The 26,927-nt window shown below is 71.3% G+C and carries 26 protein-coding genes; 12 read left to right on the top strand and 14 right to left on the bottom strand.

The genetic code is table 11. The features are described from left to right. Nucleotides 1-7: 7 nt before the first annotated feature. On the bottom strand, nucleotides 8-4,840 hold the full coding sequence (locus HALOF300_RS19475; protein ID WP_197522699.1) for a DEAD/DEAH box helicase: 4,833 nt from the start codon (nucleotides 4,838-4,840) through the stop codon (nucleotides 8-10). Between the two features lie 69 nt (nucleotides 4,841-4,909). Here HALOF300_RS19475 and HALOF300_RS19470 point away from each other — a divergent pair, with 69 nt between their 5' ends. Genes HALOF300_RS19470 through HALOF300_RS19455 form a run of 4 tightly spaced genes read left to right on the top strand, consistent with a single transcriptional unit; the run spans nucleotide 4,910 to nucleotide 7,824 of the window. After that, on the top strand, nucleotides 4,910-5,140 hold the full coding sequence (locus tag HALOF300_RS19470) for a DUF3046 domain-containing protein (protein ID WP_156742567.1): 231 nt from the start codon (nucleotides 4,910-4,912) through the stop codon (nucleotides 5,138-5,140). Nucleotides 5,141-5,185: 45 nt separating this feature from the next. Next, complete coding sequence (locus tag HALOF300_RS19465; RefSeq protein WP_156742566.1) at nucleotides 5,186-6,106, top strand: ABC transporter ATP-binding protein; 921 nt, start codon at nucleotides 5,186-5,188, stop codon at nucleotides 6,104-6,106. Further along, on the top strand, nucleotides 6,103-7,011 hold the full coding sequence (locus HALOF300_RS19460) for an ABC transporter permease (RefSeq protein ID WP_197522691.1): 909 nt from the start codon (nucleotides 6,103-6,105) through the stop codon (nucleotides 7,009-7,011). The genes HALOF300_RS19465 and HALOF300_RS19460 overlap by 4 nt, the downstream gene beginning before the upstream one ends. Beyond that, nucleotides 7,012-7,824: an ABC transporter permease gene (locus HALOF300_RS19455; RefSeq protein WP_231955626.1), complete on the top strand. Its 813-nt coding sequence runs from the start codon at nucleotides 7,012-7,014 to the stop codon at nucleotides 7,822-7,824. It begins immediately after the preceding gene. Between the two features lie 6 nt (nucleotides 7,825-7,830). On the opposite strand, the gene HALOF300_RS19450 is transcribed toward HALOF300_RS19455, so the two are convergent. Together HALOF300_RS19450 and HALOF300_RS19445 are read right to left on the bottom strand one after the other, a co-directional pair. After that, on the bottom strand, nucleotides 7,831-8,676 hold the full coding sequence (locus HALOF300_RS19450; protein ID WP_156742565.1) for an NAD-dependent epimerase/dehydratase family protein: 846 nt from the start codon (nucleotides 8,674-8,676) through the stop codon (nucleotides 7,831-7,833). Between the two features lie 54 nt (nucleotides 8,677-8,730). Then, on the bottom strand, nucleotides 8,731-9,255 hold the full coding sequence (locus HALOF300_RS19445; protein WP_156742564.1) for a hypothetical protein: 525 nt from the start codon (nucleotides 9,253-9,255) through the stop codon (nucleotides 8,731-8,733). A 70-nt stretch (nucleotides 9,256-9,325) separates the two neighbouring features. Between HALOF300_RS19445 and HALOF300_RS19440 the strand changes: the two genes are divergently transcribed. Then, nucleotides 9,326-9,796: a MarR family transcriptional regulator gene (locus HALOF300_RS19440; protein WP_197522690.1), complete on the top strand. Its 471-nt coding sequence runs from the start codon at nucleotides 9,326-9,328 to the stop codon at nucleotides 9,794-9,796. Nucleotides 9,797-9,808: 12 nt separating this feature from the next. Here HALOF300_RS19440 and HALOF300_RS19435 read toward each other — a convergent pair whose 3' ends face one another. After that, nucleotides 9,809-11,050, bottom strand: a complete 1,242-nt coding sequence (locus HALOF300_RS19435) for a hypothetical protein (protein WP_156742563.1) — start codon at nucleotides 11,048-11,050, stop codon at nucleotides 9,809-9,811. After that, complete coding sequence (locus HALOF300_RS19430; RefSeq protein ID WP_156742562.1) at nucleotides 11,050-11,379, bottom strand: PadR family transcriptional regulator; 330 nt, start codon at nucleotides 11,377-11,379, stop codon at nucleotides 11,050-11,052. Before HALOF300_RS19430 ends, HALOF300_RS19435 begins: the two co-directional genes overlap by 1 nt. Nucleotides 11,380-11,913: 534 nt before the next feature. On the opposite strand from HALOF300_RS19430, the gene HALOF300_RS19425 reads away from it, so the two are divergent. After that, nucleotides 11,914-12,093: a biotin/lipoyl-containing protein gene (locus HALOF300_RS19425; RefSeq protein WP_231955624.1), complete on the top strand. Its 180-nt coding sequence runs from the start codon at nucleotides 11,914-11,916 to the stop codon at nucleotides 12,091-12,093. Between the two features lie 166 nt (nucleotides 12,094-12,259). Then, nucleotides 12,260-12,817: a GNAT family N-acetyltransferase gene (locus HALOF300_RS19420; protein ID WP_197522688.1), complete on the top strand. Its 558-nt coding sequence runs from the start codon at nucleotides 12,260-12,262 to the stop codon at nucleotides 12,815-12,817. A 6-nt stretch (nucleotides 12,818-12,823) separates the two neighbouring features. Here the strand turns inward: HALOF300_RS19420 and HALOF300_RS19415 are convergent, their stop codons facing one another. The 5 genes from HALOF300_RS19415 to HALOF300_RS19395 form a co-directional block, all read right to left on the bottom strand. Next, nucleotides 12,824-14,860 carry a GMC family oxidoreductase gene (locus HALOF300_RS19415; protein ID WP_156742561.1) on the bottom strand — a complete coding sequence of 679 codons (2,037 nt, stop codon included), beginning with the start codon at nucleotides 14,858-14,860 and terminating at the stop codon, nucleotides 12,824-12,826. After that, on the bottom strand, nucleotides 14,847-15,722 hold the full coding sequence (locus tag HALOF300_RS19410; RefSeq protein WP_156742560.1) for a carbohydrate ABC transporter permease: 876 nt from the start codon (nucleotides 15,720-15,722) through the stop codon (nucleotides 14,847-14,849). Before HALOF300_RS19410 ends, HALOF300_RS19415 begins: the two co-directional genes overlap by 14 nt. Further along, nucleotides 15,719-16,681: a carbohydrate ABC transporter permease gene (locus HALOF300_RS19405; protein WP_156742559.1), complete on the bottom strand. Its 963-nt coding sequence runs from the start codon at nucleotides 16,679-16,681 to the stop codon at nucleotides 15,719-15,721. The genes HALOF300_RS19410 and HALOF300_RS19405 overlap by 4 nt, the downstream gene beginning before the upstream one ends. A gap of 76 nt (nucleotides 16,682-16,757) precedes the next feature. Then, entirely contained in the window at nucleotides 16,758-18,071 is a 1,314-nt protein-coding gene (locus HALOF300_RS19400) for an ABC transporter substrate-binding protein (RefSeq protein WP_231955622.1), read from the bottom strand. A 91-nt stretch (nucleotides 18,072-18,162) separates the two neighbouring features. Continuing rightward, complete coding sequence (locus HALOF300_RS19395; protein WP_197522687.1) at nucleotides 18,163-19,224, bottom strand: LacI family DNA-binding transcriptional regulator; 1,062 nt, start codon at nucleotides 19,222-19,224, stop codon at nucleotides 18,163-18,165. A 164-nt stretch (nucleotides 19,225-19,388) separates the two neighbouring features. On the opposite strand from HALOF300_RS19395, the gene HALOF300_RS19390 reads away from it, so the two are divergent. From HALOF300_RS19390 to HALOF300_RS19370, 5 genes are all read left to right on the top strand, one after another. Beyond that, nucleotides 19,389-20,087 carry a ThuA domain-containing protein gene (locus HALOF300_RS19390; protein WP_156742557.1) on the top strand — a complete coding sequence of 233 codons (699 nt, stop codon included), beginning with the start codon at nucleotides 19,389-19,391 and terminating at the stop codon, nucleotides 20,085-20,087. Then, nucleotides 20,072-21,169 (top strand): Gfo/Idh/MocA family protein, encoded by a 1,098-nt coding sequence (locus HALOF300_RS19385; protein ID WP_156742556.1) that lies wholly within the window; start codon nucleotides 20,072-20,074, stop codon nucleotides 21,167-21,169. Before HALOF300_RS19390 ends, HALOF300_RS19385 begins: the two co-directional genes overlap by 16 nt. Nucleotides 21,170-21,456: 287 nt before the next feature. After that, nucleotides 21,457-22,509 carry a recombinase RecA gene (gene recA, locus HALOF300_RS19380; protein ID WP_156742555.1) on the top strand — a complete coding sequence of 351 codons (1,053 nt, stop codon included), beginning with the start codon at nucleotides 21,457-21,459 and terminating at the stop codon, nucleotides 22,507-22,509. 97 nt (nucleotides 22,510-22,606) lie between these two features. Then, a complete protein-coding gene (locus HALOF300_RS19375; protein WP_231955621.1) occupies nucleotides 22,607-23,146 on the top strand; it encodes a regulatory protein RecX in 540 nt (179 codons plus the stop codon). Nucleotides 23,147-23,173: 27 nt separating this feature from the next. Then, nucleotides 23,174-23,341, top strand: a complete 168-nt coding sequence (locus HALOF300_RS19370) for a hypothetical protein (protein ID WP_156742553.1) — start codon at nucleotides 23,174-23,176, stop codon at nucleotides 23,339-23,341. A gap of 88 nt (nucleotides 23,342-23,429) precedes the next feature. Here the strand turns inward: HALOF300_RS19370 and HALOF300_RS19365 are convergent, their stop codons facing one another. The 4 genes from HALOF300_RS19365 to HALOF300_RS19350 form a co-directional block, all read right to left on the bottom strand. Further along, nucleotides 23,430-24,320 carry an amino acid ABC transporter permease gene (locus HALOF300_RS19365; RefSeq protein ID WP_156742552.1) on the bottom strand — a complete coding sequence of 297 codons (891 nt, stop codon included), beginning with the start codon at nucleotides 24,318-24,320 and terminating at the stop codon, nucleotides 23,430-23,432. Next, nucleotides 24,317-24,991, bottom strand: coding sequence for an amino acid ABC transporter permease (locus HALOF300_RS19360; RefSeq protein ID WP_156742551.1), 675 nt, complete (start codon nucleotides 24,989-24,991; stop codon nucleotides 24,317-24,319). Before HALOF300_RS19360 ends, HALOF300_RS19365 begins: the two co-directional genes overlap by 4 nt. 88 nt (nucleotides 24,992-25,079) lie before the next feature. After that, a complete protein-coding gene (locus HALOF300_RS19355) occupies nucleotides 25,080-25,961 on the bottom strand; it encodes a glutamate ABC transporter substrate-binding protein (protein ID WP_156742550.1) in 882 nt (293 codons plus the stop codon). A 53-nt stretch (nucleotides 25,962-26,014) separates the two neighbouring features. Further along, nucleotides 26,015-26,767: an amino acid ABC transporter ATP-binding protein gene (locus HALOF300_RS19350; RefSeq protein WP_154796635.1), complete on the bottom strand. Its 753-nt coding sequence runs from the start codon at nucleotides 26,765-26,767 to the stop codon at nucleotides 26,015-26,017. Nucleotides 26,768-26,927: the final 160 nt, after the last annotated feature.

Raw genomic sequence — 26,927 nt, 5'->3', positions numbered from 1 at the left:
CGGTGCTTCACCTCTTGTCCTGCCGCAACCTTAACCCGCGGGGTGTCGCGATGAACCCGGCTTCGGCCAGGGCGACCACGAGCGGGGAACGTTCGGAGAGCGCGGGTGCGCCGTCCGCCCGATGCACCGTGAACCGCCCGAGAGCGCCGGTCCGGGCGACCCGGGCCAGCTCCTGTGCGGCCGGTCCGAGGGCTGCCGGGTCCCGCGTGAAGGACAGCAGGGTCTTCGCGCCACGCTCGAGGTAGAGCGCCAGTTCCCCGCCGACGAGGATGATGCTGGCGCCGACCTTGCGCCCGGGCCGGTGCCCGCTGGTCTGCTCCACCATGCCCACCGGCTCCGGCCAGCCGAGCGCGGCGCCGTAGGGGTTCGCCGGGTCGGTGGCCGCCAGCAGCAGGGCGCCGACGCCGGCGCGGGCGTCCGAGCGGAGCCGGTCCACGCTCTCCGGCAGAGCGAACTGTGCGGCGCCGAGACCCTCGACGAAGTAGCCGCGTCGCACCTGGCCGGTCTCCTCCAGCCCCGCCAGAACCCGGTACACGCTCGAGAACCCGCCGACGAACCTGTCTCCGACGGTGCCGCGGGTCAGCAGCCCGTCCCGCTCGAGCAGGGCGACGGCGGCGGCGGTGGCCCGGCGGGCCTCGTCCGAACGGGCCGGGACGCCGGACCACCGCCCGACGGCGTCGTCGGGCGTCGCCGGTCCGAGCGGGTTGGTACCGGGTCGGCGCAGGGCCACGGCGCGCAGCGACCGTCCGCGGGGCCGGGCCCGGTGGGTGGTGCGGGTGCCCGCCCGCGGTTTCGCGCCGAGGCGGGCTCGCAGCGGCGTGAGCGTGTCGTTGGTGGCGACGCCGTCCCAGGCCGCCTCCCAGAGCGCGTCGAGGATCTCACCGGCCTCCGGCGGGGTGCCGGACTCGGCCCACTCGAGGCGGACCTGGGCCACGATGTCCCGGAAGAAGCGACCACCGCCGTCGCCGAGCACCTCGCGCACCACCCGGCCCACCGCCGTCGGCGGGTCGGAGCCGACCGGCGGGGCGAGGTCGGCCACGGCGTCCGCGGTGAGCAGCGCGACCATGCCGTCGGTGCCGGGCCCGCCACCGGCGCCGACCCAGGCGACCTCACCGGCGGAGGTGAGTTCGTCGAGCATCTCCGGTGCGTAGTCGACCACCCGGGCGGGAAGGACGAGCGACTCCAGGGCGGAGGCGGCCACGGGTGTGCCGGCGAGCTGGTCGATGGCGGTGAGCAGTCCGTCGACGCCGCGTAGCTGGCGGACCTGGTGCCACCGGGGCAGGAACACCCCGAGCGCCTCGGGTGGCACCGCTTCCACCTCCGCGCGCAGCACGGCGAGCGAGCGACGACGGATCCGGCGCAGCACGTCGGCGTCGCAGTAGTCGGGGCCGGGCAGGGCGAGGGTCTGCGCGGTGTGCGAGTCGGCGGGGCGCAGCGTGCCGGACTCGACCAGGCCGCGGTCGGTCAGGTCCCGCAGCACCGGGGCCAGGGCGGCGGTGCCGAGTCCGTATCGGGCCGCGACCTGCCCGGCGCGGAACGGGCCGTGGGTGCGCGCGTGCCGGCGGACCAGGTCCGTCAGCGCCGTCGGGACCGCGCCGGTGATGGCCTCCGGTAGGCCCACCGGGAGAGCGACCCCGAGCGCGTCCCGCAGCCGGCCGGCGTCCTCGACCACGCACCACTGCGCCTGCCCGGCGACCCGGACGCTGAGGATCCGGCGGGACGCGGCGAGTTCCGTGAGCCAGCCGTCCAGCAGATCCGGAGTGCGCACCCGCGTGGCCAGCTCGGCGTCCGTGATCGGCCCGAGCCGGCGGATGTGGTCGAGCGCGGCCTCGGCGCTGCCCGCCAGGGAGTTCTCGGTGCGGAGCCCGACCTCGGCCTCTACGGACGCCAGTGCGCCCGGGTCGAGCAGTTCGGCGACGTCGGCGCCCTCGCCGAGCAGCTCGGCGAGCAGCGTCGGGTCGAGGGTGAGGGCGGCGGCCCGGCGCTCGGCCAGCGGCGCGTCCCCCTCGTACAGGAACTGGGCGACGTATCCGAACATCAGGGACTGCGCGAACGGGGACGGGTGGGAGGTGTGCACCTCGACGACCCGGATCCGCCGGCCCTGGACCGCCCTCATCAGGTCGGTCAGCGCGGGCACGTCGAAGTCGTCCTGGAGGCACTCGCGCACGGCCTCCAGCACCACTGGGAAGTCCGGATACTCGGCGGCCACGGAGAGCAGCTGGGCGCTGCGCTGGCGCTGCTGCCAGAGTGGCTGGCGCTTGTCGGGGCGCCGTCGCGGCAGCAGCAGGGAGCGTGCTGCGGCCTCCCGGAACCGGGCCGCGAAGTGGGCCGAGCCGGCCAGCGCCGCGACCACCTCGCGTGAGGTCGCGTCCGGTTCCAGGAGCAGATCCTCGAGCGGCACCTCGCCGGCCGTGACGGTGGCGCCGGCGGTTCCGGTGGCTTCGGGACCGCCGGTGTCCCAGTCGGCGTCCCAGACATCCGCAGTGTCCGGCAGGCGCAGCACGATCCCGTCATCGGAGTGCATCGCGGCCACGTCCATGCCGAACCGACGGCGCAGGTTCGCCGCGAGCACGAGCGCCCACGGGGCGTGCACCTTCGCGCCATAGGGGGAGTGGATCACCACGCGCCAGTCCCCGAGCTCGTCCCGGAACCGCTCCACCACGATCGTCCGGTCGGTGCTCAGCCGCCCGGTCGCGGCCTCCTGATCGCGCAGGTAGGCGAGCAGGTTGTCCCGGGCCCAGTCGTCCAGGCCCCAGTCCTCGAGCGACTCCGGGGCGAAGGCGGCCGCGCCGATCTCCCGGATCATCGCGCCGATCGCCCGGCCCAGCTCGGCGGGCCGGCCGGGGGCGTCGCCCTTCCAGAACGGCAGCCGCCCGGGCAGCCCCGGCGCGGGGGAGACGAGCACCCGGTCCGGGGTGATGTCCTCGATCCGCCACGTGCTCGAGCCGAGGGTGAACGTGTCGCCCACCCGGGACTCGTAGACCATCTCCTCGTCGAGTTCGCCGACCCGTTTGCCGCCCCGCGCGCTGGTCTCCTGTCCCACCACGTAGACGCCGTACAGGCCGCGGTCGGGGATGGTGCCGCCGCTGGTCGCGGCCAGCCGCAGGGCTCCCGGGCGGCCGGTCAGGGTGCCGGCGATCCGGTCCCAGACGATCCGTGGGCGCAGTTCGGCGAAGTCCTCGCTGGGGTAGCGCCCGGCGAGCATGTCCAGCACGGCGGCGAGGACCCCGGGCCCGAGGTCCGCGAACGGCGCGGCCCGGCGCACCAGCGTGGTCAGCTCGCCGACGTCCCAGACGTCAAGGGCCGTCATCGCCACGATCTGCTGGGCCAGCACGTCCAGCGGGTTCGCCGGCACCGTGACCGCTTCGATCTGGCCCTCGCGTGCCCGCACCGACGTGGTCGCGGCAGCGAGCAGGTCACCCCGGTGCGTGGGCAGGACGACCCCGTGGGACAGGGCGCCCACCTGGTGCCCGGCCCGGCCGATCCGCTGCAACGCGCTCGCCACCGATGGCGGCGCGCCCACCTGCACCACGAGGTCCACCGCACCCATGTCGATGCCGAGCTCGAGGGAGCTGGTGGCCACCACGGCGGGCAGGACCCCGGACTTCAGTGCGGACTCGATCGAGGTCCGCTCGTCGCGGCTCATCGACCCATGGTGGGCGCGGGCGATGATCGCATCCGCAGGTAGCGCGAGCCCGGTCCCGGACTGGGCCGGCGTCTGAGCCGCCTGGGCGGCGCCCGCGTCGACGTCCGGAGCGAGCCCGAGCCGCTCCGCCTGGACCTCGTTGATGCGGGCCGTGAGCCGCTCCGCGCCGCGGCGTGAGTTCGTGAAGACGATCGTGGACCGGTGCGAGGTGATCAGGTCCACGACCCGCTCGGTGACGTGCGGCCAGATCGACCCGCCGGCCGGCGGTCGCGCCTGCGGCGCGGCGCCCGCGGCGTTACCGGACAGATCGAGGTGAGCCCCGCCGTCGGGCGTCTCGTTGCCGGAGGCGACCCCGAGCGGATCGAACGCCTCCGCGCCCGGCCGGCCGGACGCCGTCGGGGTTCCTGCGACGTCCGCCAGGTCCGGGACCGGGACCACCACGTCGATCCGTAGTTCCTTGTCCACGTTCGGCTGCACGATCCGGGTGGTGCGGCCACCGTCGGCCAGGGAGCGGGCGCCGGCCAGGTACCCGGCCACGGTGTCCACCGGCTGCACGGTCGCGGACAGCCCGATCCGCTGCGCCGGTGCGTCCAGCAGGGCGTCCAGCCGCTCGAGCGATAGGGCAAGGTGGGCGCCGCGCTTGTTCCCGGCGAGCGCGTGCACCTCGTCCAGGATCACGTACTCCACCCCGCGCAGGCCCTCGCGCGCGGCCGAGGTGAGCACCAGGAACAGAGACTCCGGGGTGGTGATCAGGATGTCCGGCGGCTTCGTGCCGAACGACCGGCGTTCCGAGGCGGGCGTGTCCCCGGTCCGCACGCCGACCCGCACGTCGTTGACCGGCTCGCCCAGGCCGGTGGCCAGTCGGGTGATGCCCACCAGCGGCGAGCGCAGGTTCCGTTCGACGTCCGCGGCCAGAGCCTTCAGCGGCGAGACGTAGAGCACCCGGCAGCGCCGCGCCCGCTGCGCCGGCGGAGGCGCGAGGAGCAGATGGTCCAGCGCCCACAGGAAGGCGGCGAGCGTCTTGCCGGAACCCGTCGGGGCGACCACGAGCGCATGGTGCCCGGACGAGATCGCCTCCCAGGCCCCGGCCTGCGCGGAGGTGGGGGCGTCGAACGCACCCGAGAACCAGGCCCGGGTCGGCGCGCTGAAGCCCGCCAGCACGCGTTCGCTCGCCTCCGTGGTCACCTGGGCCATTCTGCCCCGGGCCACCGACATCGGATCGCCCGGAGCGCGGTGTCACTGGGGTGACCTACGCTGGCCCGCGTGAAGCACTCCGAGTTCTGGGCCGCCATGGAGGACACGTTCGGTCGCTACGGCGCCTCGCTGGCGCAGGACTTGGTCCTCGCGCCGCTGAACGGCCGCACCGCGAACGAGGCGCTCGCGGACGGGGAGAGCCCGCAGCGGGTCTGGGAGGCGATCTGCACCGTCAACGAACTCCCGGAATCGGTGCGCTGGCACCACCGTACGAGTGACCACAAGTCCAAGCGGAGTTAGGGTGTTAGGTTGCTAGCATCCTGGCAGATGTGGTGACATAGAACCATGTCCCTGATCCGCGGCACCGGCCTGCGCAAGACGTTCGGTGACTTCGTCGCCGTCGACGGCATCGACATCGAGGTCGCCGCGGGGGAGTCCTTCGGATTCCTCGGCCCGAACGGCGCCGGCAAGACCTCCACGATGCGCATGATCGGCGCCACCTCCCCGGTCTCCGGTGGTGAGCTGCGCGTGTTCGGCATGGATCCTGCCACGCACGCGTCGGCGATCAAGGCGCGACTGGGCGTGGTGCCGCAGACCGACGCCCTCGACGAGGAGCTGCGGGTGCGCGAGAACCTCCTCGTCTACGGGCGCTACTTCGGGCTCTCGCGCGAGCAGGTGCGGGCGCGGACCGGACCCCTGCTCGAGTTCGCGCAGCTGACCGAGAAGACCGACGCCGTCGTCGAGTCGCTGTCCGGCGGGATGAAGCGCCGGCTGACCATCGCCCGCGCGCTCATCAACGAGCCGAGCCTGCTCCTCCTCGACGAGCCGACCACCGGCCTGGACCCGCAGGCCCGGCACGTCCTGTGGGACCGGCTGTTCCGGCTCAAGCGGGACGGCGTCACACTCGTGCTGACGACGCACTACATGGACGAGGCGGAGCAGCTCTGCGACCGGCTCGTGGTGATGGACCGCGGCCGGATCGTCGCGGAGGGCTCACCCCGCTCGCTGATCGCCCAGCACGCCTCCCGTGAGGTCCTCGAACTGCGCTTCGACGCCGCCGATCACGCCGAGCGCGTCGCGGACGTCGCCGGCATCGCCGAGCGGGTCGAGGTCCTCGCCGACCGGCTCCTGCTCTACGTCCACGACGGCGACGGCGCTCTCGAGACGGTCGCCGCGCGAGGTGTGCACCCGCTCTCGGCCCTGGTGCGCCGTGCCTCGCTCGAGGACGTCTTCCTGCGGCTGACCGGGCGGAGCCTGGTCGAGTGAGCCGGGCGGACGAGCAGAGCCCGACGGCGCAGCCCGGCTCCCCGGGTGAGGTCGCCCCGGGAGGAGGTTCCGCCGTCGACGACACCCGGCGCGAAGCGGGTCCGGCGCCGCGCCCCGCCGGCGGCGGCTGGCAGGCGGTGTTCGGCTACTGGTTCGCCGTCTACAAGCGGATCTGGCGCTCCACGGTGATCTCCTCGTTCCTGGCCCCACTGCTCTACCTCGCCGGGATGGGTTACGGACTCGGCGCGCTCATCGACGCCGGGGACCGCACGGCCGTGCCCGGGGTGCCGTACGTGGCGTTCGTCGCGAGCGGGCTGGTGGCCGCGCAGGCGATGATGACGGCGTCCGCCGAGACCACCTACAACGTGTTCGGCGCGATCAAGTGGTTGCACACCTACGACGCGATGCTGGTGACGCCACTGCGCGTGGTCGACCTGGTCCGTGGCCACCTCGTCTACGTGTTGATGCGCCTGACCCTCGTCGCCGGCGTGTTCGTGGGGGTCGCGCTCGCCCTGCGGGCCATGGACTCAGCCCTCGCCCTGGCCGCGGTGCCCGCCGCGGTGCTCGGCGGGCTCGCGTTCGCGACCCCGATCTACGCGTTCTCCGCGACCATCGACAGCGAGCAGGGCTTCAACGTGCTGCAGCGGTTCATCATCATGCCGTTGTTCCTGTTCTCCGGGACGTTCTTCCCGCTCACACAACTGCCCGTCGCCCTGCAGGTGTTCGGTTGGATCTCGCCGCTGACCCACACGGTCGCGCTCACCCGGGCGCTCGGCCTGGGCGCGGACTCGGCGCTCTGGCTCGAGCCGTGGCGGTTCGTGGTCCATGTCGCCTACCTCGCCCTCTGGGCAGGGGTGGGCTACCTGCTCGCGGTGCGCGCCCTGCGGCGCCGGATGGTGGTCTGAGTGACGACGACCAGTACCGCCCCGTCCCGCCGCGCACTGCCGTTCCCGGTCGCGATGGCCCGCCCCGCGGCGCTCGTGGAGCGCAACCTGCGCGCCGCCCGGCACTACTGGCTCACCTTCGTCTCCGGCTTCTTCGAGCCGGTGTTCTACCTGTTCGCGATGGGCGTCGGCATCGGGGCGCTGGTCGGCTCGGTCGAGGTCGACGGGCATGAGATCCCGTACGCCGTGTTCGTCGCGCCGGCGATGATGGCGACGTCGGCGATGAACGGCGCCGTGTACGACTCGACCGGGAACGTCTTCTACAAGCTCAAGCACTCCAAGCTCTACCGGTCCGTGCTGTCCACGCCGCTGCGGCCGTGGGACATCGCGGCGGGGGAGATCTCCTGGGCGCTGCTGCGCGGGCTGATCTACTCGGCCGCGTTCCTGCTCGTCGCGGCCGTGGCCGGGTTCATCCCATCGTGGTGGGCGCTGCTCGCGATCCCGGCCTGCACGCTGATCGGGCTCGGCTTCGCAGCCGTCGGCATGGCGGCCACCACGTACATGCGGTCGTGGAACGACATGGATTACGTGCAGCTCGCGATCCTGCCGATGTTCCTGTTCTCGGCGACCTTCTACCCGCTCGCGACCTACCCGCCGGCATTGCAATGGGTGGTGCAGGCGACGCCGCTGTATCACGGTGTGGATCTGGTCCGCGCTCTGACGATGGGGGACCTGCACGCGGGCCTGCTGGTCCACGTCGCCTACCTCGCGGTCTTCTCCGCCGTCGGACTCCTGGCCACCACCCGCCGGATCGGAAAGCTGCTGCTCACCTGAGGGCCGTCAGCGTCGACCGTCCCGCCACGAGTGCACCGGGGCGTAGCGCAGGACCCGGCGGGCCTTGTCGATCGAGAGCATGGTGTCGTGCTCGCCGAGGTCGCGCTTGTGGGGCACGTCCGGGAAGACCTCGGCCACGAGCTCGGCGTTCGGCCGCGTCGTCACCGTGTCCGGGGAGGCGATGATGAACCGGTCGAACCCGGTAGCGTCGAGTTCGAGCGCGCGCAGCACGGCCTGCGCGCCGTCGCGGGCATCGATGTAGGACCACAGGTTCCACTTGCGTGCGAGCGGGTCCGCGTCGAACGGGAACGCCTCATAGTCCTCGGGGTACATCACGTTCGAGAACCGCAGCGCGATGATCTTCAGCGCCGGGTCCCAGCGGGTCAGCTCGATCGCCATCGTCTCCTCGAGGTGCTTCACGAGGGAGTAGGTCGACTCGGGCCGCGCCGGGTACTCCTCGTCCACCGGGAGGTACGGGGGCGGCGTGTCGAACGGGAGCCCGAGCACCGTCTCGCTGGAGGCGTACGCGACGTTCCGGATCCCCAGTCGCCTGGCCGCCTGGAACACGTGGAACGTGGACAGGATGTTGTTCTCGAAGGTGGCGACGTCGCTGGCGAGGCCGGGCGCCGGGATCGCCGCGAGGTGTACGAGGGCGTCCAGCCCGTCATGGGAGCCGTCGATGCCGGCCAGCGCGTCCACCACCTGCCCGTGGTCGGTCAGGTCCACGCGCGTGAAGCCCGGCCCGCGCTCGCCGTACCGGTCAAGGGCGACGACGGCGTGCCCCGCCTCGCGCAGGTACGTCACCACGACTCGACCCAACTTGCCGGACGCCCCGGTCACCGCGATGTGCATGCGCCGAGACTACGCCCCGCCGGCATCAGGCCGACACGGCGCCACCATGGCTTCTCACCCGGCCGTGACCGCCGTCGGGACCGGCACCGTGAGCGCGTGCCGCGCCAGCATCGTCAGCCAGACCATCGTGAACGGGATCACCGTCACGTTCTTGATCGCCAGTTCCCAGGATTGGTAGGTCGGCCGCGCAGACGCGTCCAGGCCAGCTCCGATGGCGTCCGGGATCACCTTCGCGATGATCGTCAGGGCCACCAGGAGCGCGGCGCTGGCAAGCAGCACACCGGTCCGACCGTCGACGAACCGGCCCAGGCGGGCACCCACCTCGGACCACGGCACGTCGGAGTCGGTGAATGCGCGCCTGATCACCCAGGTCAGGAACAGCACCCGCACCGCCGCCGTCACCACCTCGCCGCCGACCCCGCCCGCCCACGCGAACCGCTCGTCACCGCCGACGGCGAGGAACCGCTGCACCGACGCCACCGCCCCGAAGGCGAACACGATCGGGTAGTGCCGGATGAAGAATCCGCCGGATGCAACGAACACCCCGATCGCCTCGCCCCATGCCCCGCTCCACCGCATCTCCTCAATCCCTTCAGTCGCCTAAATGATTCAGTGGACTAAAAGGTAACAGAAGGTGGAGGATGTGACCATGGCCGACTCGCAACCTGTCCAGATGCCCGAGCCGGACCGCCTCGGGGCCGAACTGAGCGACGCCGTGGTGCTGTTCCACGAGGCGATCGGCTCCCTGATGGGACTGTCCGCCGCGGACCACAAGGCGCTCGGCATCCTTGGCCGGGAGGGGCCGATGTCCGCCGGCGAACTGGCCGAGCGCACGGCGCTCACGGCCGGCGCGGTGACCGGATTGGTGGACCGCCTCGAGCGCACCGGGCTGGCCCGCCGCGAGCGGGACCCCGAGGACCGGCGCCGCCTCGTGGTCACGGCGGCCCGGCCCGACGACCCCCGGGTGGCCGAGGCGTTCGCGAGCCTCGGCGCGGCGATGGCCGAGGTGACCGCGCAGTTCACCCCGGATCAGCTCGTCGCGATAGCCGAGTGGGTCGCTTTGTCGAGTGCGGCGCTGCGCGCCCAAGCCGCGGCGATCGCGGCCCGGCGCGAGACGTAGGGCAGCCGCCCGTCACGGAGTGCCCGACGGCGGACCATCCTCGGCAGGTGTGCTCGCCTCCGAGGTGGGAGCGTCGGGCGTCGCGGTCGCATCGGCGGGCGGCTCGACCGGGTCGGCCGGGTCCTCCTCGCCGGCCGCGCCGTCGGTCGCCGCCGCGCCCTCGGTCGCCTCCGGGTCGGTGGCCGGGTCGCCGGTCGTCGCACCCTCGAGCGGGAACAGGGAAGCCGCAGGCCAGACCGGCTCGATCGCGAGGGCGCCGGGGCTCGGCACGAGTAGCCCGTTCGCGCCCGGCTCGAAGTCGTCCACCGCGAAGAAGGTGTACGGGAAGGCGTTCAGCGGGATCTGGGAGTCCGTCGCCCCGAGCGGTATGTCGCCCCAGGTCGGCTCACCGCCCCACTGCGCCCACGACCGACCCAGCTCGGGCTCGGTGAGGACCACGGGCTTGCCATCCTGGTCGACTATGCGCGCATCGGCGATCGGGGCGCCGTCCGCGCCGTAGACGAACAGGTTCGTCGCCGGAACGCCCTCGACCCGCACACCGTCGTTCGTGGCCTCCGCGACGCCACTGCTGAAGCCGCTCTGCCAGCCTGACTCGTAGCCGCCGTCGCCGCCCTGGGCGATGTACGAGGCGGAGAGCACGAAGACCGGCAGGGCGGCGATGGCGCAGATGGTGCTGCCTGTCAGTACGAGCGCATGGACCCGGCGACCCTGCCCGAAGCTGCCCCGGCCCCACTGCACGCTCGCCACCACGAGCGCGATCAGGAACAGCCAGGCCCCGAGCGCATGGGGCACCGGTCCCGCGCCCGTCATGGCCCGAAGGATCACGAAGACCACCCAGGCGCGCAGCAGCCACCAGACCGGTCGCAGTGCCGCGACGAACTCGGCGACGGCCCGTACCCAGCGGTTCTCCTCGACCAGGCGCCGCCAGTCGGTCGCCAGCTCCGTGCCCGCGTCGGCGAACACCCGGCCCAGTGTGCGGCGTGGGCGTGGCCCGGCGGGCGGCAACTCGATCCCGGCGGCCTCCCGCAGCTCCTCGGCATAGGTGCCCGGATCCCCGAACCGGGCGGTCAGGGCCGTGGCATCGAGCCCGGCCAGCGCCGTTGGGTCCGCGATCTCGTCGAGGAGGGCGTCGGTGAGGTCCGCCTCGAGTCCGCCGGTGAGCTCGTCCAGGGTCTCCGCGTCGAGCGCGGCCAGGTGGTCCCGGACGGCGGCGGCGTAGGCGGCCACCGCGTCCGATTGCGTCAGGGTGGACATCAGTGTGCCTCCGCCAGGTCGAGAAGATCGGTCATGGTGTGTGCGAACTCGTGCCACTGCTTGGTCTGCAGGTCCAGGGAGGCCCGGCCCTGCGGGGTGATGCCGTAGTACTTGCGGTGCGGTCCCTCGTCCGAAGGCACCACATAGCTGGTGAGGGCACCGGCGGCGTACAGGCGCCGCAGGGTGCCGTACACCGAGGCGTCCCCAACGTCGGTCAGTCCGGCGCCGCGCAGCCGCCGCACCACGTCGTAGCCGTAGCCGTCCTCGGCCCGGACCACGGCGAGCACGGCCAGGTCGAGCACGCCCTTGAGCATCTGAGTCGTGTCCATCGCCACTCCTTGATCGGGCGGGCGACCATCGGCCACCCATGCACTGCACGCTACTGCGCGATGCGCGGTACTGCGCGGTGCACCGTCGGCGTGTCGTCGCCCTCGACGGGCGTCGCCGAGAGTGCGATCGTGCGGCCGATCCAGTCGTTGGGCCGCAGAACCGCGCGTTCGCTGGAGGGTGGTCCGGACGAACGTGTCATCGTGCGGCCGAACCAGTCGTTGGGCCGGACAACCACACCTTCGCTGGCGGGCGGTCGAGCGTGTCATCGTGCGGCCGAACCAGTCCTCGGGCCGCAGAACCGCACGTTCGCTGGAGGGTGGTCTGGACGAACGTGTCATCGTGCGGCCGATCCAGTCCTTGGGCCGCAGAACCGTTCGGCGGGTGGCCGTCCCGGACGTACCCATCCCGCACGCCCGATCTCTCGAGTACGCCGTCCTGCCCCGCCACGACCGGATCGAGGCGGCCATCCGGAGCGTGCTCCCATGAGACGTCGTCCTTCCCGTCCTGGACCAGACCAAACCCGAGACCGAGGGGTGCTGGCCACCTGGTTCGTCGCCGACGGCGACACCGTGGCCTCCGGTCAACTGCTCGGCGGGGTCCAGGTGGACAAGGTCGACGCCGAGGTGACCGCCCCCGTCGCGGGCACCGTCCGCCTGCTCGTGTCCGAGGACGAGGCCGTCGTCCAGGGCGCGCCCATCGCGCGTATCGAGTAGGAACAGGCCACGGGGCGTCGGGAATCCGTCCGAAGGACCCGGCGCCCCGTGCTCCATCGCCGGAGCCCGACGGCGGAGGTGCTTCGGGTGCGCCCCTGACCGTGGCCGGCGTCCCGCGGGAAAAACGTCTTGTCCCCGCGCTCCGTGGGCACCTAACGTGCCGCGGGTGGAACCGAACGCAGCGACCGAGATCCGCCGCGAGCGACTGGACGAGCGGGACGCCGTCGGGCAGGTCATCCGGGCCGCCTTCGGAGGCGAGGGCGAGCGGGTCGCCGCCCTCGAGAGCGCATTGCGTTCGAGGAGGTGTGGGCGTGACGGTCTCGCGCTCGTCGCGGAGGCCGCCGGCGTCGTCGTCGGGCAGGTGCTGATCACCCGGTCCTGGCTGGACGCACCACGAGAGCTCGTGGAGGTCGGCGTGCTGAGCCCGCTCTCGGTGGCGCCGACCCATCAGCGGCGAGGGGTCGGGACGGCTCTGGTGCGGGCGGCGCTGGCGGCGGCAGCCGACCTCGCTCTGCCGGCGGTATTCCTCGAGGGCGATCCCGGGTACTACCCGCGGCTCGGGTTCGTTCCCGCTGCCACCCGGGGCTTCACCGCGCCCTCGGTGCGGATCCCGGCACCCGCGTTCCAGGTGGTGACCCTGCCGGCACACCGGGACTGGATGACCGGGGCGCTCGTGTACGCGGACGTGTTCTGGGAGCACGACTGCGTCGGCCTGCGCGGCTGACGAAGCTCAGCCCGGCCAGTGCGCCACGAGGTGCTCGGCCACCCGGAACGCGTTCGCCATGATCGTCAGCGTCGGGTTCACGGAGCCGTTCGTGGGGTGCAGCGAGGAGTCGCAGACGACCACCCGACGCGCCCCGTGCAGGCGACCGTAGGGATCGGTCGCGGAGGTATGCGGCGAGGTGCCCATCCGCGCGGTGCCGCACGAGTGCTCGCCCGCCGCCGACGCCGTCGCGGTCCCGACCAGCCGGCGCACGTCCGTCGCACCGGCCGCGCTCAGCCACGTCGCACCCTCGCGGGCCATGCCGTCGTCGATCTCCAGCGAGGCCGGGTGGACGTCCTTGCGCAGGATCGCGCCCGGGCGTCCCCACCGGTCGCGGACCCGGGGGCTCAGGCCGACCCGGGACGTGGCGACCGGGATCTCCTGGCCCATCCCGAACACCCCGAACACGTGCGCCCGGCCGGTCCGCATCCACTCCTTGTGAGCGGCACCCCAGTCGGGCACGCCGGGCGCGGGCGAACCGGCGGAGGTCAGCGGCAGCAGGCTCATCAGGTCCACGAGGACGCCGCCACCCCATGGGACGGTGCCGGCGTGCACGTGGTCGAGGGTGGCGATGCTGTGGCCGGGGCCGACGTACGGCTTGACCGGCTCGTCGACGGTGCCGAGGATGCTCACGAACCGGTGGTCGTGCAGGTGCCGCCCGAGCTGGTCATTGCCCAGGCCGGAGGCGAGCAGCAGCCGGGGCGTCTCCACCGCGCCCGCGGAGACGACCACCACGTCCGCGGCAACGTCCAGCGCGACCGGCGTCGGTCCTGACGCGCCGACCATGAGGGTGACCCCGGCGGCGCCGTGGCCGTCGCGGACCTCGACGACCTCGGCGTCCTGGAGCAGGTCGCACCGTCCGGTGGCCAGCGCGAGCGGGATGACCGTGTTGTGCGCCCCGTTCTTCGCGTCGACGGGACAGGCGTGGCCCACGCACTGTGCGCACCGTACGCAGGCCGGGCGGCCGGCGTGCGGGACGCTGTTCAGGGCGAGAGGGATCGGGCCCCAGCCCCAGCCGAGATCCTCCGCTGCGCGCGCAAGGAGTTCGCGGGCGGGCTCGGTGCCCATGGCCGGCATCGGGTAGCCGCCCGAGCGCGGCGTCCGCGCGGTGAGTGAACCCTCGGCGCCGCTGACGCCCAGCTCGGCCTCGGCCCGCGCGTAGTAGGGCTCCAGCTCGGCGTGGTCCACCGGCCAGTCCGCCAGGCTCGCGCCCTCGGGATTCCCGTAGACCTGCCGCATCCGGAAGTCCTCCGGCAGGAACCGCCACGCCATGCCCTGCCAGACCCGGGTGCCACCGCCGAGGACATCGGCGTTCAACCCGTACAAGCCGGCGTCGGTGGCCGCGTCGACCTCGATCGGGCCGTCGGCGGTATCCAGTTCCCGCGGGTACCCGGGACCGGGCCCGACCGTCGGGGAGTACACGGCGTTCCGCTTGCCGCGCAGGTGATCGCCGCGCAGCTCGGCGTTGTTGCGGGCCGGTGCCCGCTCGACGAGCAGGACGTGCCGGCCCGCCGCGGTGAGCACCCGGGCGGCGGTACCACCGCCCGGACCGCTGCCGACCACGATGGCGTCGTACCGCCGTCGGACCTCGTCGATGCGAACCGAGGCGGGAGCCTCGGGCTCGACCGGCACCACTCCCGGCGGCACCGCCCGGAAGCCGACCATGGCCAGCCCGGCGGGGGAGCGGCCCGCCGTCGCCGCGTAGTACCCCTCCCAGCACAGCCGCCGGAGCAGGGCGAAAGCCGGCGTCAGGTCCGGGTCGGCCTGTGTCGCCGCCAGCCCTTCGTCCTGCTCCGCGGGCGGCAGCGCCGCGAATCCCGCGGCGCCGCGGGACCGGGCCCAGCGGTCCAGGCCGGCGACGAGATCGGCCAGGACCGCTCGGGCGGGCTCCTCGACGAACGGCGAGGCGAGGTGCTCACGGACGCCCCCGGCCCAGCCGCCCGGCCAGTCGTCGGCAGGGATGACCCGGTCGACGGCCGCCCGGAGGGCGTCACTTCCCAGCAAGGGACCCCCCGATACCGCCGACGCTGAAGTACTTGTTCAGCACCCCGAACACGATGATCGGCGGCAGCATCATGACCACCGCGACGGCCATGACGAGGCCCCAGTTCGTCGAGTTCTGCTGGAAGAAGGTCTGCACGCCGATCGGCAGCGTGTAGTTGTAGTCCGAGCGCAGGAACACGGTGGCGATCAGGTAGTCGTTCCAGCTCAGCAGGAACGCGAAGATCGCCGTGGACAGCACCCCGGGCAGGGAGTTGCGCAGCACGATCCGGACGAACCCGCCGAACACGCTGACCCCGTCCATCCAGCCGGCCTCCTCCAGGCTGATCGGGATCGAGTCGTAATAGGCCGCCATCATCCAGATCGCCACGGACATCGTGGAGCCGACGTAGACGATGGTCACCCCCGTCAGGCTGTCCACCAGATTCAGTCGTGCGAACAGGATGAACAGCGGGATGACCGCGGTCACGATCGGCAGCGACTGGATCACGAACAGCAGCAACGAGTACCCCGAGACCAGCTTGCTCCGTCCCCGGGAGAGCACGTACCCGGCCGGGGCGGCGACCGACACCGCGATCACCACGGTGATCAGGGTGACCACCAGGCTGTTCTGCAACCAGAGCAGCACGTTCGTCCCGGCGAACACGTTCGCGAAGTTCTCGAACGTGAACGGGGCGGTGACCGCGCTGCCCAGGGCTGGTTGCAGGGACAGGTACACCACGGCGACGATCGGCACGATCGTGATGGCGGTGACCACGAGCAGCACCGTGAAGCGCCACCAGCGCCCGCGGAGTTCGGCCTCCGTGGCCGTGGGGCGGCGCGATGCCGCCTTCGGCGAGGTCCGGGGGAGAGTTGCAGCGCTCATTCGATGTCCACCTTCTTCACGCTTCGATACAGGACGACCGAGATCACCACGAGCACGACCGTCATCAGGAAGGCGATCGCGACGCCGGGCCCGGTCTCGAAGTCGAGGAACACCGTGCGATAGGCCTGCACCACCAACGTCTGAGTGGCGTTCACTGGGCCACCGCCGGTCAGCAGGAAGACCGTGGGGAAGTCGTTGACACAGAAGATCGTCATCAGGATCCAGCTGATGAACGTCGACTTCGCGGTCAGCGGCAGGGTCATGGTGCGCAGCAGCTGGGCGCCGCTGGCACCGTCCACCCGGGCCGCCTCGTACACGTTGTTGTCCACCGCGGCCAGCGCGGCGCCCATCATCATCATCATGAACGGGAAGCTGATCCAGACCTTGAAGACGCACACGGTGATCTGGGCCAGCAGCGGGTTCGCGAGGAAGAGCACGCGGCCGAAGCCGAGCGCGTCGGCCAGGATCGGCAACGGGCTCTGCGGGGTGGCCACGAGCCAGTTCCAGGACGTGGCCGAGACCACCACCGGGACCACCCACGGGAGCAGCAGGAGCACCTTGAACAGGCCGCCGGCCGGGATCCGGCGGCGGAGCAGGAGCGCGAGCCCCATCCCCATCGCCCAGCTGCCGAACACCCCGACGAGCGTGAACACGAGGGTGAACCGGGCCGCCTGCCAGAAGACGGGGTCGGACAGGACGGTCTGGTAGTTGGCCAGACCGACGAAGTCTCCGGAGGAGATCAGGTCCCCGTCCCGCACGGACTGGACGCCGGCGTAGAGGACCGGGTAGGCGTTCAGCAGCAGGACCAGAAGGATCGAGGGTAGGACGAGCGCGATCATGGTCACGTTGCGCGGGCTCAGGACGCGCTTGGGGCGCGCGTCCGGCGGGCGGCCGGCGCCGGCGACGCCGACTCCCGAGCGCGCGCGGCGCAGCGACTGCGCCACGGAATCGGTTGACATGCAACTCCTTCGTTGACAGGTGCGGTGGGCGGCGGGGCCGCGCCGGCGGTGCGGCGCCGGCGCGGCCCGGTTCGGCTCAGCCCTCGAGGGCCTGCTGCAGCGTGGTCAGAGCGTCCACGGCGGTGGCCGCCCCGGACAGGATCTGCTGCGTGAACGTCCCCATCGCAGGGGTCCCGTCGACGTCGGTGACGCCGAGGAACAGCGCGTCCGAACCAGGTGCACCCCAAGTCCTGGAGATCGGCTGCCACTCCTCGATGATCTTGACCGCGTTCACGTCGGACTGGAACTCCGGGGTGTCCGCGATCGACCTCAGCGGGGGCAGCCCGATCCCGGTGTGCTCGGTCCAGAGCGGCGCCATGTTCTGGTAGTAGTACGTCAGGAAGGCCTCCGAGCCCTCCTGGCTCGGGGTGTTCGTGTACATCATGATGTTGTTCGGGAAGTACAGGGCACCGAAGTCGCCGTGCGGGCCGACGAGCGGGCTGTTGACCGCGAGTTCCGCGGCGACGTCGCCACCGACGTTCGCGGCGAGCCCGGCACCGTCCCAGCCCATGGCGAACCTGCGGTCCTTCCACTGGGTCTGAACGTTGTCGCTGGTGTAGGTGACCGAACCCGGGTCCACGTAGCCCTTGGCGACCATCTCGAGGACGAACTCCATCGCCTCGATGTTGGCGTCGGTGACGCAGTCCGGCTCCTGGTCCGCGTTGAACAGGCCGCCGCCGTTGTTGATCATGAAACTGGTCATGATGTGGCTGCCGGTGAAGCTGCCCGAACCCGCACCCACGCCGAAGCTGTAGGCGCCGATCCCCTTCAGTGCCTCGCTCACCTCGAGGTAGCTCGGCCAGTCGGTGGGGGGCTCGACGCCCGCCTGTTCCAAGAGCGCGGTGTTGTACCACTGCACCCGCATGTCGAGGTTGTACGGGACGGCCGCGTAGCCGCCCTCGACCTTCATCGCGTCGATGAGGCCGGGGAGGAAGTCGTCGTAGAGGCCGTTGGCCTTCCAGCTCTCGAGGAGGTCGTCGGCGTAGGCGATCTTGCCCTGCGACTCGAACAGGAACGCCTGGGTGCCACCACCCGAGCTGACGGCGGGGCCGGTGTTGGAGGCGACGGCCGAGGAGAAGGTCTGGGTGAAGTTCGCCCACTGGATCTCCTGGTAGACGGCGGAGGGCAGGTCGTCGGCAGGCTCGTAGGCCTCGGTGATCTCCTTGTCGCTGGGGTTGAACTCGGTGCCGCCCCAGGGCATGTTCCAGAACTTCAGGGTGTCGCCACCGCCCCCGCCACCGCCCTCGCCCCCACCGGAGCACGCGGCGAGGGCCGAAACGGCGGCCGTACCGCCGGCGACACCGAGGAATCCACGGCGGCTCAGTGCCGCCTTCGAAGCACGCATTGACATGTCGGGTCCTTTCTCGCGGCGGCGTCATCGCCTGCCGCTTGTTCATCCTTGAACGTGCGGACCACCCTCGGCGTGGAGGGTGACTGATTGTCTAGCCGTCCTCCTTCCCGGTCCGGTGCGGCTGGTCGATGGTGGGCCAGGATGCCGTGCTGCCCCGGGCCACCAGGCGGGTGGCGAGCTCCTCGCGGGGCGTGTGACCGTCACCGACGAAGGTGTCGGCGCCGCCGCGCACCCGCAGCAGCATCCGCAGCGCGGCCGCGCCCATCTCGGCGACCGGCTGGCGGATCGTGGTCAGTTGGGGTGAGGTCCACCGAGCCTCCGGGGCGTCGTCGTAACCGATCACGGACATCGCACCGGGAACGCGCACGCCGAGTCGCCGGGCGGCCTCCAGGGCTCCAAGCGCCATGTTGTCCGAGCACGCGAACACGGCACTCGGGCGGTCGGGGCGGTCCAGGAGCCTCATGGCGGCGCCCAGCGCGCCCGCGTAGGACCAGTCCGCATGCACCACGTCGGCGTCCCGGACCTCGAGGCCGTGCTCGCGCAGCGCCGAGCCGAAGCCGTCCACGCGCGCCCGGCCGTACAGGTGGTCCGGGGCACCGGCGATCACCCCCAGATGCCGGTGTCCCAGCTCGAGCAGGTGCTGGGCGGCGGCCCGGCCGCCGGCCCAGTTGCCGGCGCCCACGCTCGGGACGGCCGCCGGTGGCTCCGAACGGGGGTCGAGGATCACGACCGGGATCCGGGCGACGTCGAGGGCGGCGTACTGCTCCGGGGTCGGCTCGACCAGGGCCAGCACCGCCCCGCTCGAGCGTCGTGCCACCAGGCGTGCGGCCCAGTCCCGATCGGCCGCCGGCCGCGCGACGGTCACGACGACGTCCAGCCCGACGAGGTTCGCGGCGAATTCGACGCCGGACAGGGCCCGGTTCGCCCAGGTGCCCTCGACGCCGCTGATGACCAGGTCTATGAGACCGCTCTCATCGTCCGCGCGGGCGGCCCCGTGCGCGCGCCGGCTCCGGTAGCCGGTCTCGGCGACGGCGGCCAGGACCCGGGCGCGGGTGGCGGCCGAGACGTCGGTGCGGCCGTTGAGGACCTTCGACGCCGTCGGCACGGTCACGCCGGCGCGCTCGGCGACCTGGGCGAGGGTGACGGTGGGCACGATCCGGAGGCTAACAGTTGCGCAACGTATTGCCTAGGGGTCGGCCCTTGATGGTGAGAAATAGACGTGACATGCTTCCCTGAGTCGAAGTGGATCCCAGAAATTGCGCAAATTTCCGCCGCTCGGCGCTGACCGGCACACCACACGTAAGGACACGGAATCCCATGGCAGACAGATCGGCCCTCATCGTCCGCGGCGGCTGGGACGGCCACCAGCCCGTCGAGACCACGGATTCGGTCATCCCGTTCCTCGAGGCGGAGGGATTCACGGTCCGGGTCGAGGAGTCCACCGCCGTCTATGCGGATGCGTCCTACCTCGGTGGCGTCGACCTCATCGTGCAGACGAACACCATGAACACGATCGAGCCGGAGGAGCTCGCCGGCCTGATCGGCGCGGTCCGGGCCGGCACCGGGCTGGCCGGGTGGCACGGCGGGATCGCGGACTCCTACCGCAACAGCGCCGACTATCTCCACCTCGTCGGCGGGCAGTTCGCCCACCACCCGCCGAGGGCGCCCAAGGAGCAGTTGCCGGGGGAGCAGTCGGACAACTACCTGCCGCACACGATCTCGATCGTGCCGGACCGCGCCGACCACCCGATCGTCGCCGGTCTCAGCGACTTCGACCTGGTCACCGAGCAGTACTGGGTCCTGTCCGACGAGTACAACGACGTGCTTGCGACCACCACCCTGGCAGCGCGGGACTTCGACCCGTGGCACCGGTCGGTCACCACTCCCGCTGTCTGGACCCGGGAGTGGGGCGCGGGCCGGGTGTTCGTGTGCACCGCGGGCCACCGCCTCGAGATCCTCGACGACCCGAACGTGCGCACCATCGTGGAGCGGGGGTTGCTGTGGGCGAGCCGCTGAACGTCGGGATCATCGGGGTCGGCAACATCTCCGGCCAGTACTTCGAGGCGATCCCGCGGCTGCCGGGACTGCGGCTGGCGGCGGTCGCGGACCTCGACGCCGAGCGCGCCCGGGCGGTCGCCGCCGAGCGCGGCGTGCGGGCGGCGTCCGTGGACGAACTGCTGGCCGACGGCGCAGTGGACGCGGTCCTGAACCTCACCGTCCCGGCGGCGCACGCCGAGGTCGCGCTGCGCGCGCTCACGGCCGGCAAGCACGTGTACGGCGAGAAGCCGCTGGCCCTGTCGGTGGCGCAGGCGCGACCGGTGCTCGAGGCGGCTGCCGAGCGCGGCCTGCGGGTCGGCTGCGCGCCGGACACGGTGCTCGGCACCGGCATCCAGACCGCGCGGCAGGTCCTGGACACCGGCGGTATCGGCGACCCGGTCGGAGCGCACGTGCACTGGAGTGCGCCCGGACACGAGCGATGGCACCCGGCCCCGCACTTCTACTACCAGCCGGGCGCCGGGCCGCTGTTCGACATGGGCCCGTACTACCTGACCAGCCTGGTCACCCTCCTCGGGCCTGTGGTCAGGGTCTCGGGCACGGCGACGGCGTCCACACGGGAGCGGTCCGTGGCCACCGGCCCGCTGGCAGGTTCCACGATCGACGTCGACGTAGCCACGCACGTCTCGGCGCTCCTGGAGCACGCGAACGGCGTCACCTCGACGGTGACCGTCAGCTTCGAGGTGTGGGCCACCCGGACCCCGCTGTTCGAGGTCTACGGCACCGCAGGGACGATCGCGGTCCCGGACCCGAACCGGTTCTCCGAGCCGGTCGAGGTGTACACGCCGGATGCCCCGGAGTGGACGCAGGTCCCGGTGGCCGCCGGCTACGCCGACGCCGGCCGCGGCTACGGGCTGGCGGACCTGGCCCGGGCCGTCGAGACCGGCCGCCCGCACCGCGCCGGCGGCGACCTCGCGCTGCACGTGCTGGACATCATGGAGTCCGTGCTGCTGGCCGCGGACTCCCAGCGGGTGGTGGCACTCGGGACTACCGTGGCCCGGCCGGAACCGGTGCCGGCCGGGGCGTCTCCGGACACCTGGTAGTCACCGGTAGCAGCGGAGCCGAGCGTGGAACGCGACACGCTCGGCGTGTCGCGGGCCGCAGACTTCGGATCGAACGGCTGTTCGTCTAGGGTTGTGGACAGGTGAGGGACGGAACTGCGTCATCCACAGCCAGTGGGTGCCCGGAGCCGGATGTCGGTGGTCGGACATAGCCTTCGTCGCAGGTTGCCGCCCGGCGAGGGCGGGTCCCTGAACAGGCCAGCCCTGGTCCGAAACATGCGGTGGAGCTCAGCGAGCATCTGCCCGAGACGAAAAGTGAAGGTGACACCATGGCTGCACCAGTTGCAGACCGTAGCAAGGCCCTCGAGGCCGCCCTCGGCCAGATCGATCGCGCGTTCGGCAAGGGATCGGTGATGCGCCTCGGCGACGACAACCGCCCGCCGGTCGCCGTGATCCCCACCGGCTCCATCGCGCTCGACGTCGCGCTCGGGATCGGTGGCCTGCCCCGGGGCCGGGTCGTCGAGATCTACGGCCCGGAGTCCTCGGGTAAGACCACGGTCGCGCTGCACGCGGTCGCGAACGCCCAGAAGGCCGGCGGGATCGCCGCGTTCATCGACGCCGAGCACGCCCTCGACCCCGAGTACGCGAAGAAGCTCGGTGTGGACACCGACGCCCTGCTGGTCTCCCAGCCGGACACCGGCGAGCAGGCGCTCGAGATCATGGACATGCTGATCCGTTCCGGTGCCCTGGACATCGTGGTCATCGACTCCGTCGCCGCGCTCGTGCCGAAGGCCGAGATCGAGGGCGAGATGGGGGACAGTCACGTCGGCCTCCAGGCCAGGCTCATGTCCCAGGCGCTGCGCAAGATCACCGGCGCCCTGAACTCCTCCGGCACCACGGCGATCTTCATCAACCAGCTGCGCGAGAAGATCGGGGTGTTCTTCGGATCCCCCGAGACGACCACGGGTGGCAAGGCGCTGAAGTTCTACGCCTCGGTCCGCATCGACGTGCGTCGGATCGAGACCCTCAAGGAGGGCACCGACGCGGTCGCCAACCGCACCCGCGCGAAGGTCGTCAAGAACAAGATGGCCCCGCCGTTCAAGCAGGCCGAGTTCGACATCGTCTACGGGGTCGGCATCTCCCGCGAGGGCAGCTTGATCGACCTCGGCGTGGAGCATGGCATCGTCCGTAAGTCCGGCGCCTGGTACACCTACGAAGGTGACCAGCTCGGGCAGGGCAAGGAGAACTCCCGCCGGTTCCTCAAGGACAACCCCGAGCTGGCGGAGGAGATCGAGAAGAAGATCATGGCGAAGCTCGGCATCGGCAAGCCGCTCGAGGTGGTGCCGGACGCCGGCGGCCCCGCCAACGCCGTCGACTTCTAGGCCCTCGGCGCCGATGGCTTTCCAGCAGCGCCGATCCGGGCCGGGCCCGGCCGGGGTCGGTGAGCCGCGGCAGGCACGGCGTCGTTCCGGTGGCCGGGTGGGTGAACCCCCGGCCACCGGTGCCGCCGCCGTCGACCCCGAGCCGGATCCGGAGTCCGTGGCGCGCAACATCGCGCTGCGGCTCCTGACCCACTCGCCACGCTCCCGCGCCCAGCTGGCGCAGGCAATGGCGAAGAAGGACGTGCCGGACGACGTCGCCGCGTCGGTGCTCGACCGGTTCGAGGAGGTCGGGCTGGTCAACGACGTCGAGTACGCCGAGATGCTCGTGCGCACCCGCCGGGCCGAACGCGGTCTGGCCCGCCGCGCACTGGCCACCGAGCTGTACCGCAAGGGCGTCGACTCCGAGATCGCCGAGGAGGCACTGGCCACCGTCGATCCCGAGGACGAGGAAGCCACCGCCCGGGACCTGGTCCGGCGCAAGGCTCGGTCCAGCGTGGGCTTGGAGCACCAGAAGCGCCGTCGGCGGCTCGTCGGACTGCTGGCGCGGAAGGGTTACTCGCCCTCGGTGGCGCTCCGGGTCGTGGACGGCGTGCTCGCGGAAGAGGGCGTCGTCGACACCGACGACCGGGTCGGCTGAGTCTCAGCGCAGAGGAGTTCGAGGCACGTGTCCGAGACTGCGGTCGATCAGGAGTGGGCGCTGCCGCTCCTGACGTTCCTGACGGTGGTCGAGGGACCGCTGGAGGCGGATGGTCGTCGGCAGCGCCGCCACCCGGCTGCACGGTGTCCCGGCTGGGACACCCGCCAGCATGTCGAACCTACTGTCGCGGGCTGATGACCGATCGCGGGCTCGACCCCGACCTGACCTGAACCGCCGGCGGGCGTGAACCCGTCAACAGCGCATTCGGACCCCGGCCACTTGCTTACTGGGTGCCACCACCCACGGCAGGGACCGTGACGGCGTTCGGGGGTGCCGGGTTGGCTCGCGCCTTTCCAGAGGTGCGTCCGCCGACCTTTCGGGCGACCAGTTCGGCGACCTTCGAGAGCAGGTAGTTGAGGACGATGAAGATCAGCGCCGCGACGAACAGACTCTGCAGGATCGCGAACGGCGCCCCGCTGCCCAGCAGTCGGGCGCTGCGCAGCAACTCGGGGTAGACGATGATGTAGCCGAGGGCCGTGTCCTTGAGGATCACGACGAACTGGCTCACCAGCGAGGGCAGCATCGCGATGAGTGCCTGCGGCAACTCGATCGAGCGGATCGACTGCCCGCGCGTCATTCCGATCGCCAGTCCGGCCTCGCGCTGCCCCTTCGGCAGGCCGTGCACTCCGGATCTTACGAGTTCGGCGATGACCGCGCCGTTGTACAGGGTCAGGGCGATGACCACGCTCAACAAGAGCTGGGCGGTGCCGCTGACAGCCGTGAAGCGACCGAGGATCTGGTAGCCGGCAACCATCATGACCAGCACCGGCACCGCGCGGAAGAACTCGACGACGACGCCGCTGAACCAGCGCAGCGCGCGGTTCGCGGCCAGCCGTCCCACCCCGAACAGCAGTCCGAACACGACGGACGTCACGATGGCGTACGCCGCGGCGACCAGGGTGTTCTGCAGCCCGGGCAGGAAGTTGTAGCGCCAGGAGTCCGGGTCCACAACCACGGCCCAGAGCTCCGGACGCAACTGGCCCGCCGCGTTCAACTGGATCAGGACGAACACGGCGATGCCGATCACGACCACGGCGCCGACCCAGTTGCCCACGCGGACGTTGCGCCGTGCGCGCGGGCCGGGCGCGTCGAACAGGACGGTCTGCCGGCTCATCGGGACACCGCCAGTCGCTGGGAGAGATAGGTCACGGCAAGCCCGATCGGGACGACGATGATGACGAAGCCGACCGCCACGGTGAGGAAGATCGGGATGACGTAGTTCCCCTCGTTCTCCATCATCTCCTTCATCAGGATCGAGATCTCGGGGACCGAGATCGCCGCGGCGACCGTGCTGTTCTTGATGAGCGCGATGAGCGTATTGCCCAGCGGAGCGATCGCTCCGCGGAAGGCCTGGGGCAGGATGATCAGCCGTGCCGCGGGCAGGAACGGCAGCCCGATCGCTCGCGCGGCCTCGGCCTGGCCGGCCGGCACCGTGTTCACCCCGGAGCGCAGCGCCTCGCACATGAACGAGGCGTGGTAGACCGAGAGCGCCGCTACGGCGAGCCAGAAGAAGTTGGTCGCGAAATCGGTCGAGAACTCGACGCCCAGCACCGGCCACAGGACCAGCGCCGCGAACACCACGATGATCGTCAGCGGCGTGTTGCGGATCAGGTTGACGTAGGTGGTGCCGGCGAACTGCAGCGACGGGATCGGTGAGATCCGCATGAGCGCCAGGATCGTGCCGATCACCAGCGAGGCCAGGCCCGCGAAGAAGGTGAGCTGGATGTTCAGCCAGTACGCGCCAACCAGGTCATAGTTCGAGAGGACAGCGAGGAACTCGCTCAACGGACACCACCTTCATCGCTGCTTCGGCTTTCTGACGTCGGACGCGGTGGTGCGGGGACGGGCCTGGGCCCGTCCCCGCACACCCGGCTCAGGAGGCGGCGCACTCCCGCAGCTCCGGCGGGTTCAGGTCCGCATTCGGGGTGAACCCGGTGCCCTCGGTGTTCGCCTCGATGGCGGCCTCCCAGCTGCCGTCGTCGAACATGGCCTGGATGGCCTCGTTGATCGGCTCGCACTGGTCGGATCCCGGCGGCAGGCCGACACCGTAGTTCTCCTCGGAGAACGGGTTCCCGACCACCACCATGGCGCCGCTGCCCTCGGCGGCCGCGAGGCCGGCGAGGATGATGTCGTCGGTGGTGATGGCGTCCACCTGTCCGCCGAGCAGATACTGGATGCACTCGGAGTAGCCGGGCTGTTCGATCAGCTGGACCTGGTCGGCGAAGTCATCCTGGATGCGCTGCGCAGACGTCGACCCGGCCACGGAGCAGAGGTTCTTGCCGTTCAGGTCGTCGGGCCCGGTGATGTCAGTCTCGTCGGCCCGCACGAGCAGGTCCTGACCGGCCACGAAGTACGGGCCGGCGAAGTCGACGACCTCGTCACGGGTGTCCGTGATCGAGTAGGTCGCGAAGATCATGTCGACCTGACCGCCCTCGAGCATCGTCTCCCGGTTCGCGGAAGGCGTCTCGACCCATTCGATCTGGTCCGCCGTGTACCCGAGGGCCTCCGCCACGTACGTCGCGACGTCCACGTCGAAGCCGGTGTACTCGGCGCCGTCCTGGAAGCCGAGGCCGGGCTGGTCGAACTTGATGCCGATGCGGATCGTGCCCTCCTGGCCGCCGCCACCGTCGTCGGTGGTCTCCTCGGCACCCGTGGTCTCGTCGTCGCCGGTGTCGCCCGGTTCGGCGGTACACGCGGCCAGGGTCAGCGCGCCCACGGCTGCGATCGCGGCGAATGCCACTCGCGTTCTCTTCATCGTTGTCTCCTTTTGGTTGGCAACTGGTGTTGGGGTCGATCGGGTCGGCTGGATCAGTGGGTGAGGATCTTGCCGAGGAAGTCCTTGGCGCGGTTGCTGGTCGGGTGGTCGAAGAACGTGTCCGGGTCCGCCGATTCCACGATCTGCCCATCGGACATGAACACCACGCGGTCGGCGGCCTTGCGGGCGAAGCCCATCTCGTGCGTCACGACCACCATGGTCATGCCGTCCTTCGCGAGGGCCACCATCACGTCCAGCACTTCGTTGACCATCTCCGGGTCGAGCGCGGACGTCGGCTCGTCGAACAGGATCACCTTCGGCTGCATGGCCAGGGCCCGGGCGATCGCGACGCGCTGCTGCTGGCCACCGGAGAGCTGCGCGGGCAGCTTGTCCGCCTGGTTCGCCACCCCCACCCGCTCGAGCAGGCTCATGGCCAGTTCCTTGGCCTTGGCGGTCTTCATCTTCTTGACCTTGATCGGTCCGAGGGTGACGTTCTCGAGGATCGTCTTGTGGGCGAACAGGTTGAAGGACTGGAACACCATGCCGACGTCGGCACGCAGCCGGGCGAGCGCCTTGCCCTCCTCGGGCAGCGCCTGACCGTCGAGCGTGATGGAGCCGTCGTCGATCGACTCGAGGCGGTTGATGGCGCGACACAGGGTGGACTTGCCCGAGCCGGACGGCCCGATCACCACCACCACCTCGCCACGGTGCACGGTGAGGTTGATGTCCTGGAGCACATGGAGCTCGCCGAAGTGCTTGTTGACGCTGTCGAGCACCACCAGTGGCTCGCCCGAATGGGCGGGCATACCGCGGTGGTCGTCTGCTGTGACACCGGTCACGGAACTGTCAGCCATGGGATGCAACCTAGTCGCTCAATGTTTCCGGGGCGACGCAGGCGGGGTAACAGTGCGGACACGATCGGTTCTTTCCGGCGTGCTGGGCGCGCGCGCCCGGCAGCGCCCGGGC

It is taken from the genome of Occultella aeris, assembly GCF_902703175.1.
Taxonomy (GTDB): Bacteria; Actinomycetota; Actinomycetes; order Actinomycetales; family Beutenbergiaceae; genus Occultella; species Occultella aeris.
The sequence above is the reverse complement of the archived record's forward strand: the minus strand, read 5'-3'. Positions and strand labels throughout refer to the sequence as shown.

Bases quoted from the DNA above. Each gene is read 5' to 3' on its own strand.
- HALOF300_RS19445 (WP_156742564.1), bottom strand. From the start codon at position 9,255: ATGCGGTGGAGCGGGGCATGGGGCGAGGCGATCGGGGTGTTCGTTGCA.
- HALOF300_RS19440 (WP_197522690.1), top strand. From the start codon at position 9,326: ATGGCCGACTCGCAACCTGTCCAGATGCCCGAGCCGGACCGCCTCGGG.
- HALOF300_RS19450 (WP_156742565.1), bottom strand. From the start codon at position 8,676: ATGCACATCGCGGTGACCGGGGCGTCCGGCAAGTTGGGTCGAGTCGTG.
- recA (WP_156742555.1), top strand. From the start codon at position 21,457: ATGGCTGCACCAGTTGCAGACCGTAGCAAGGCCCTCGAGGCCGCCCTC.
- HALOF300_RS19355 (WP_156742550.1), bottom strand. From the start codon at position 25,961: ATGAAGAGAACGCGAGTGGCATTCGCCGCGATCGCAGCCGTGGGCGCG.
- HALOF300_RS19410 (WP_156742560.1), bottom strand. From the start codon at position 15,722: ATGAGCGCTGCAACTCTCCCCCGGACCTCGCCGAAGGCGGCATCGCGC.
- HALOF300_RS19405 (WP_156742559.1), bottom strand. From the start codon at position 16,681: ATGTCAACCGATTCCGTGGCGCAGTCGCTGCGCCGCGCGCGCTCGGGA.
- HALOF300_RS19365 (WP_156742552.1), bottom strand. From the start codon at position 24,320: ATGAGCCGGCAGACCGTCCTGTTCGACGCGCCCGGCCCGCGCGCACGG.
- HALOF300_RS19400 (WP_231955622.1), bottom strand. From the start codon at position 18,071: ATGTCAATGCGTGCTTCGAAGGCGGCACTGAGCCGCCGTGGATTCCTC.
- HALOF300_RS19390 (WP_156742557.1), top strand. From the start codon at position 19,389: ATGGCAGACAGATCGGCCCTCATCGTCCGCGGCGGCTGGGACGGCCAC.
- HALOF300_RS19350 (WP_154796635.1), bottom strand. From the start codon at position 26,767: ATGCCCGCCCATTCGGGCGAGCCACTGGTGGTGCTCGACAGCGTCAAC.
- HALOF300_RS19430 (WP_156742562.1), bottom strand. From the start codon at position 11,379: ATGGACACGACTCAGATGCTCAAGGGCGTGCTCGACCTGGCCGTGCTC.
- HALOF300_RS19475 (WP_197522699.1), bottom strand. From the start codon at position 4,840: ATGGCCCAGGTGACCACGGAGGCGAGCGAACGCGTGCTGGCGGGCTTC.
- HALOF300_RS19465 (WP_156742566.1), top strand. From the start codon at position 5,186: ATGTCCCTGATCCGCGGCACCGGCCTGCGCAAGACGTTCGGTGACTTC.
- HALOF300_RS19435 (WP_156742563.1), bottom strand. From the start codon at position 11,050: ATGTCCACCCTGACGCAATCGGACGCGGTGGCCGCCTACGCCGCCGCC.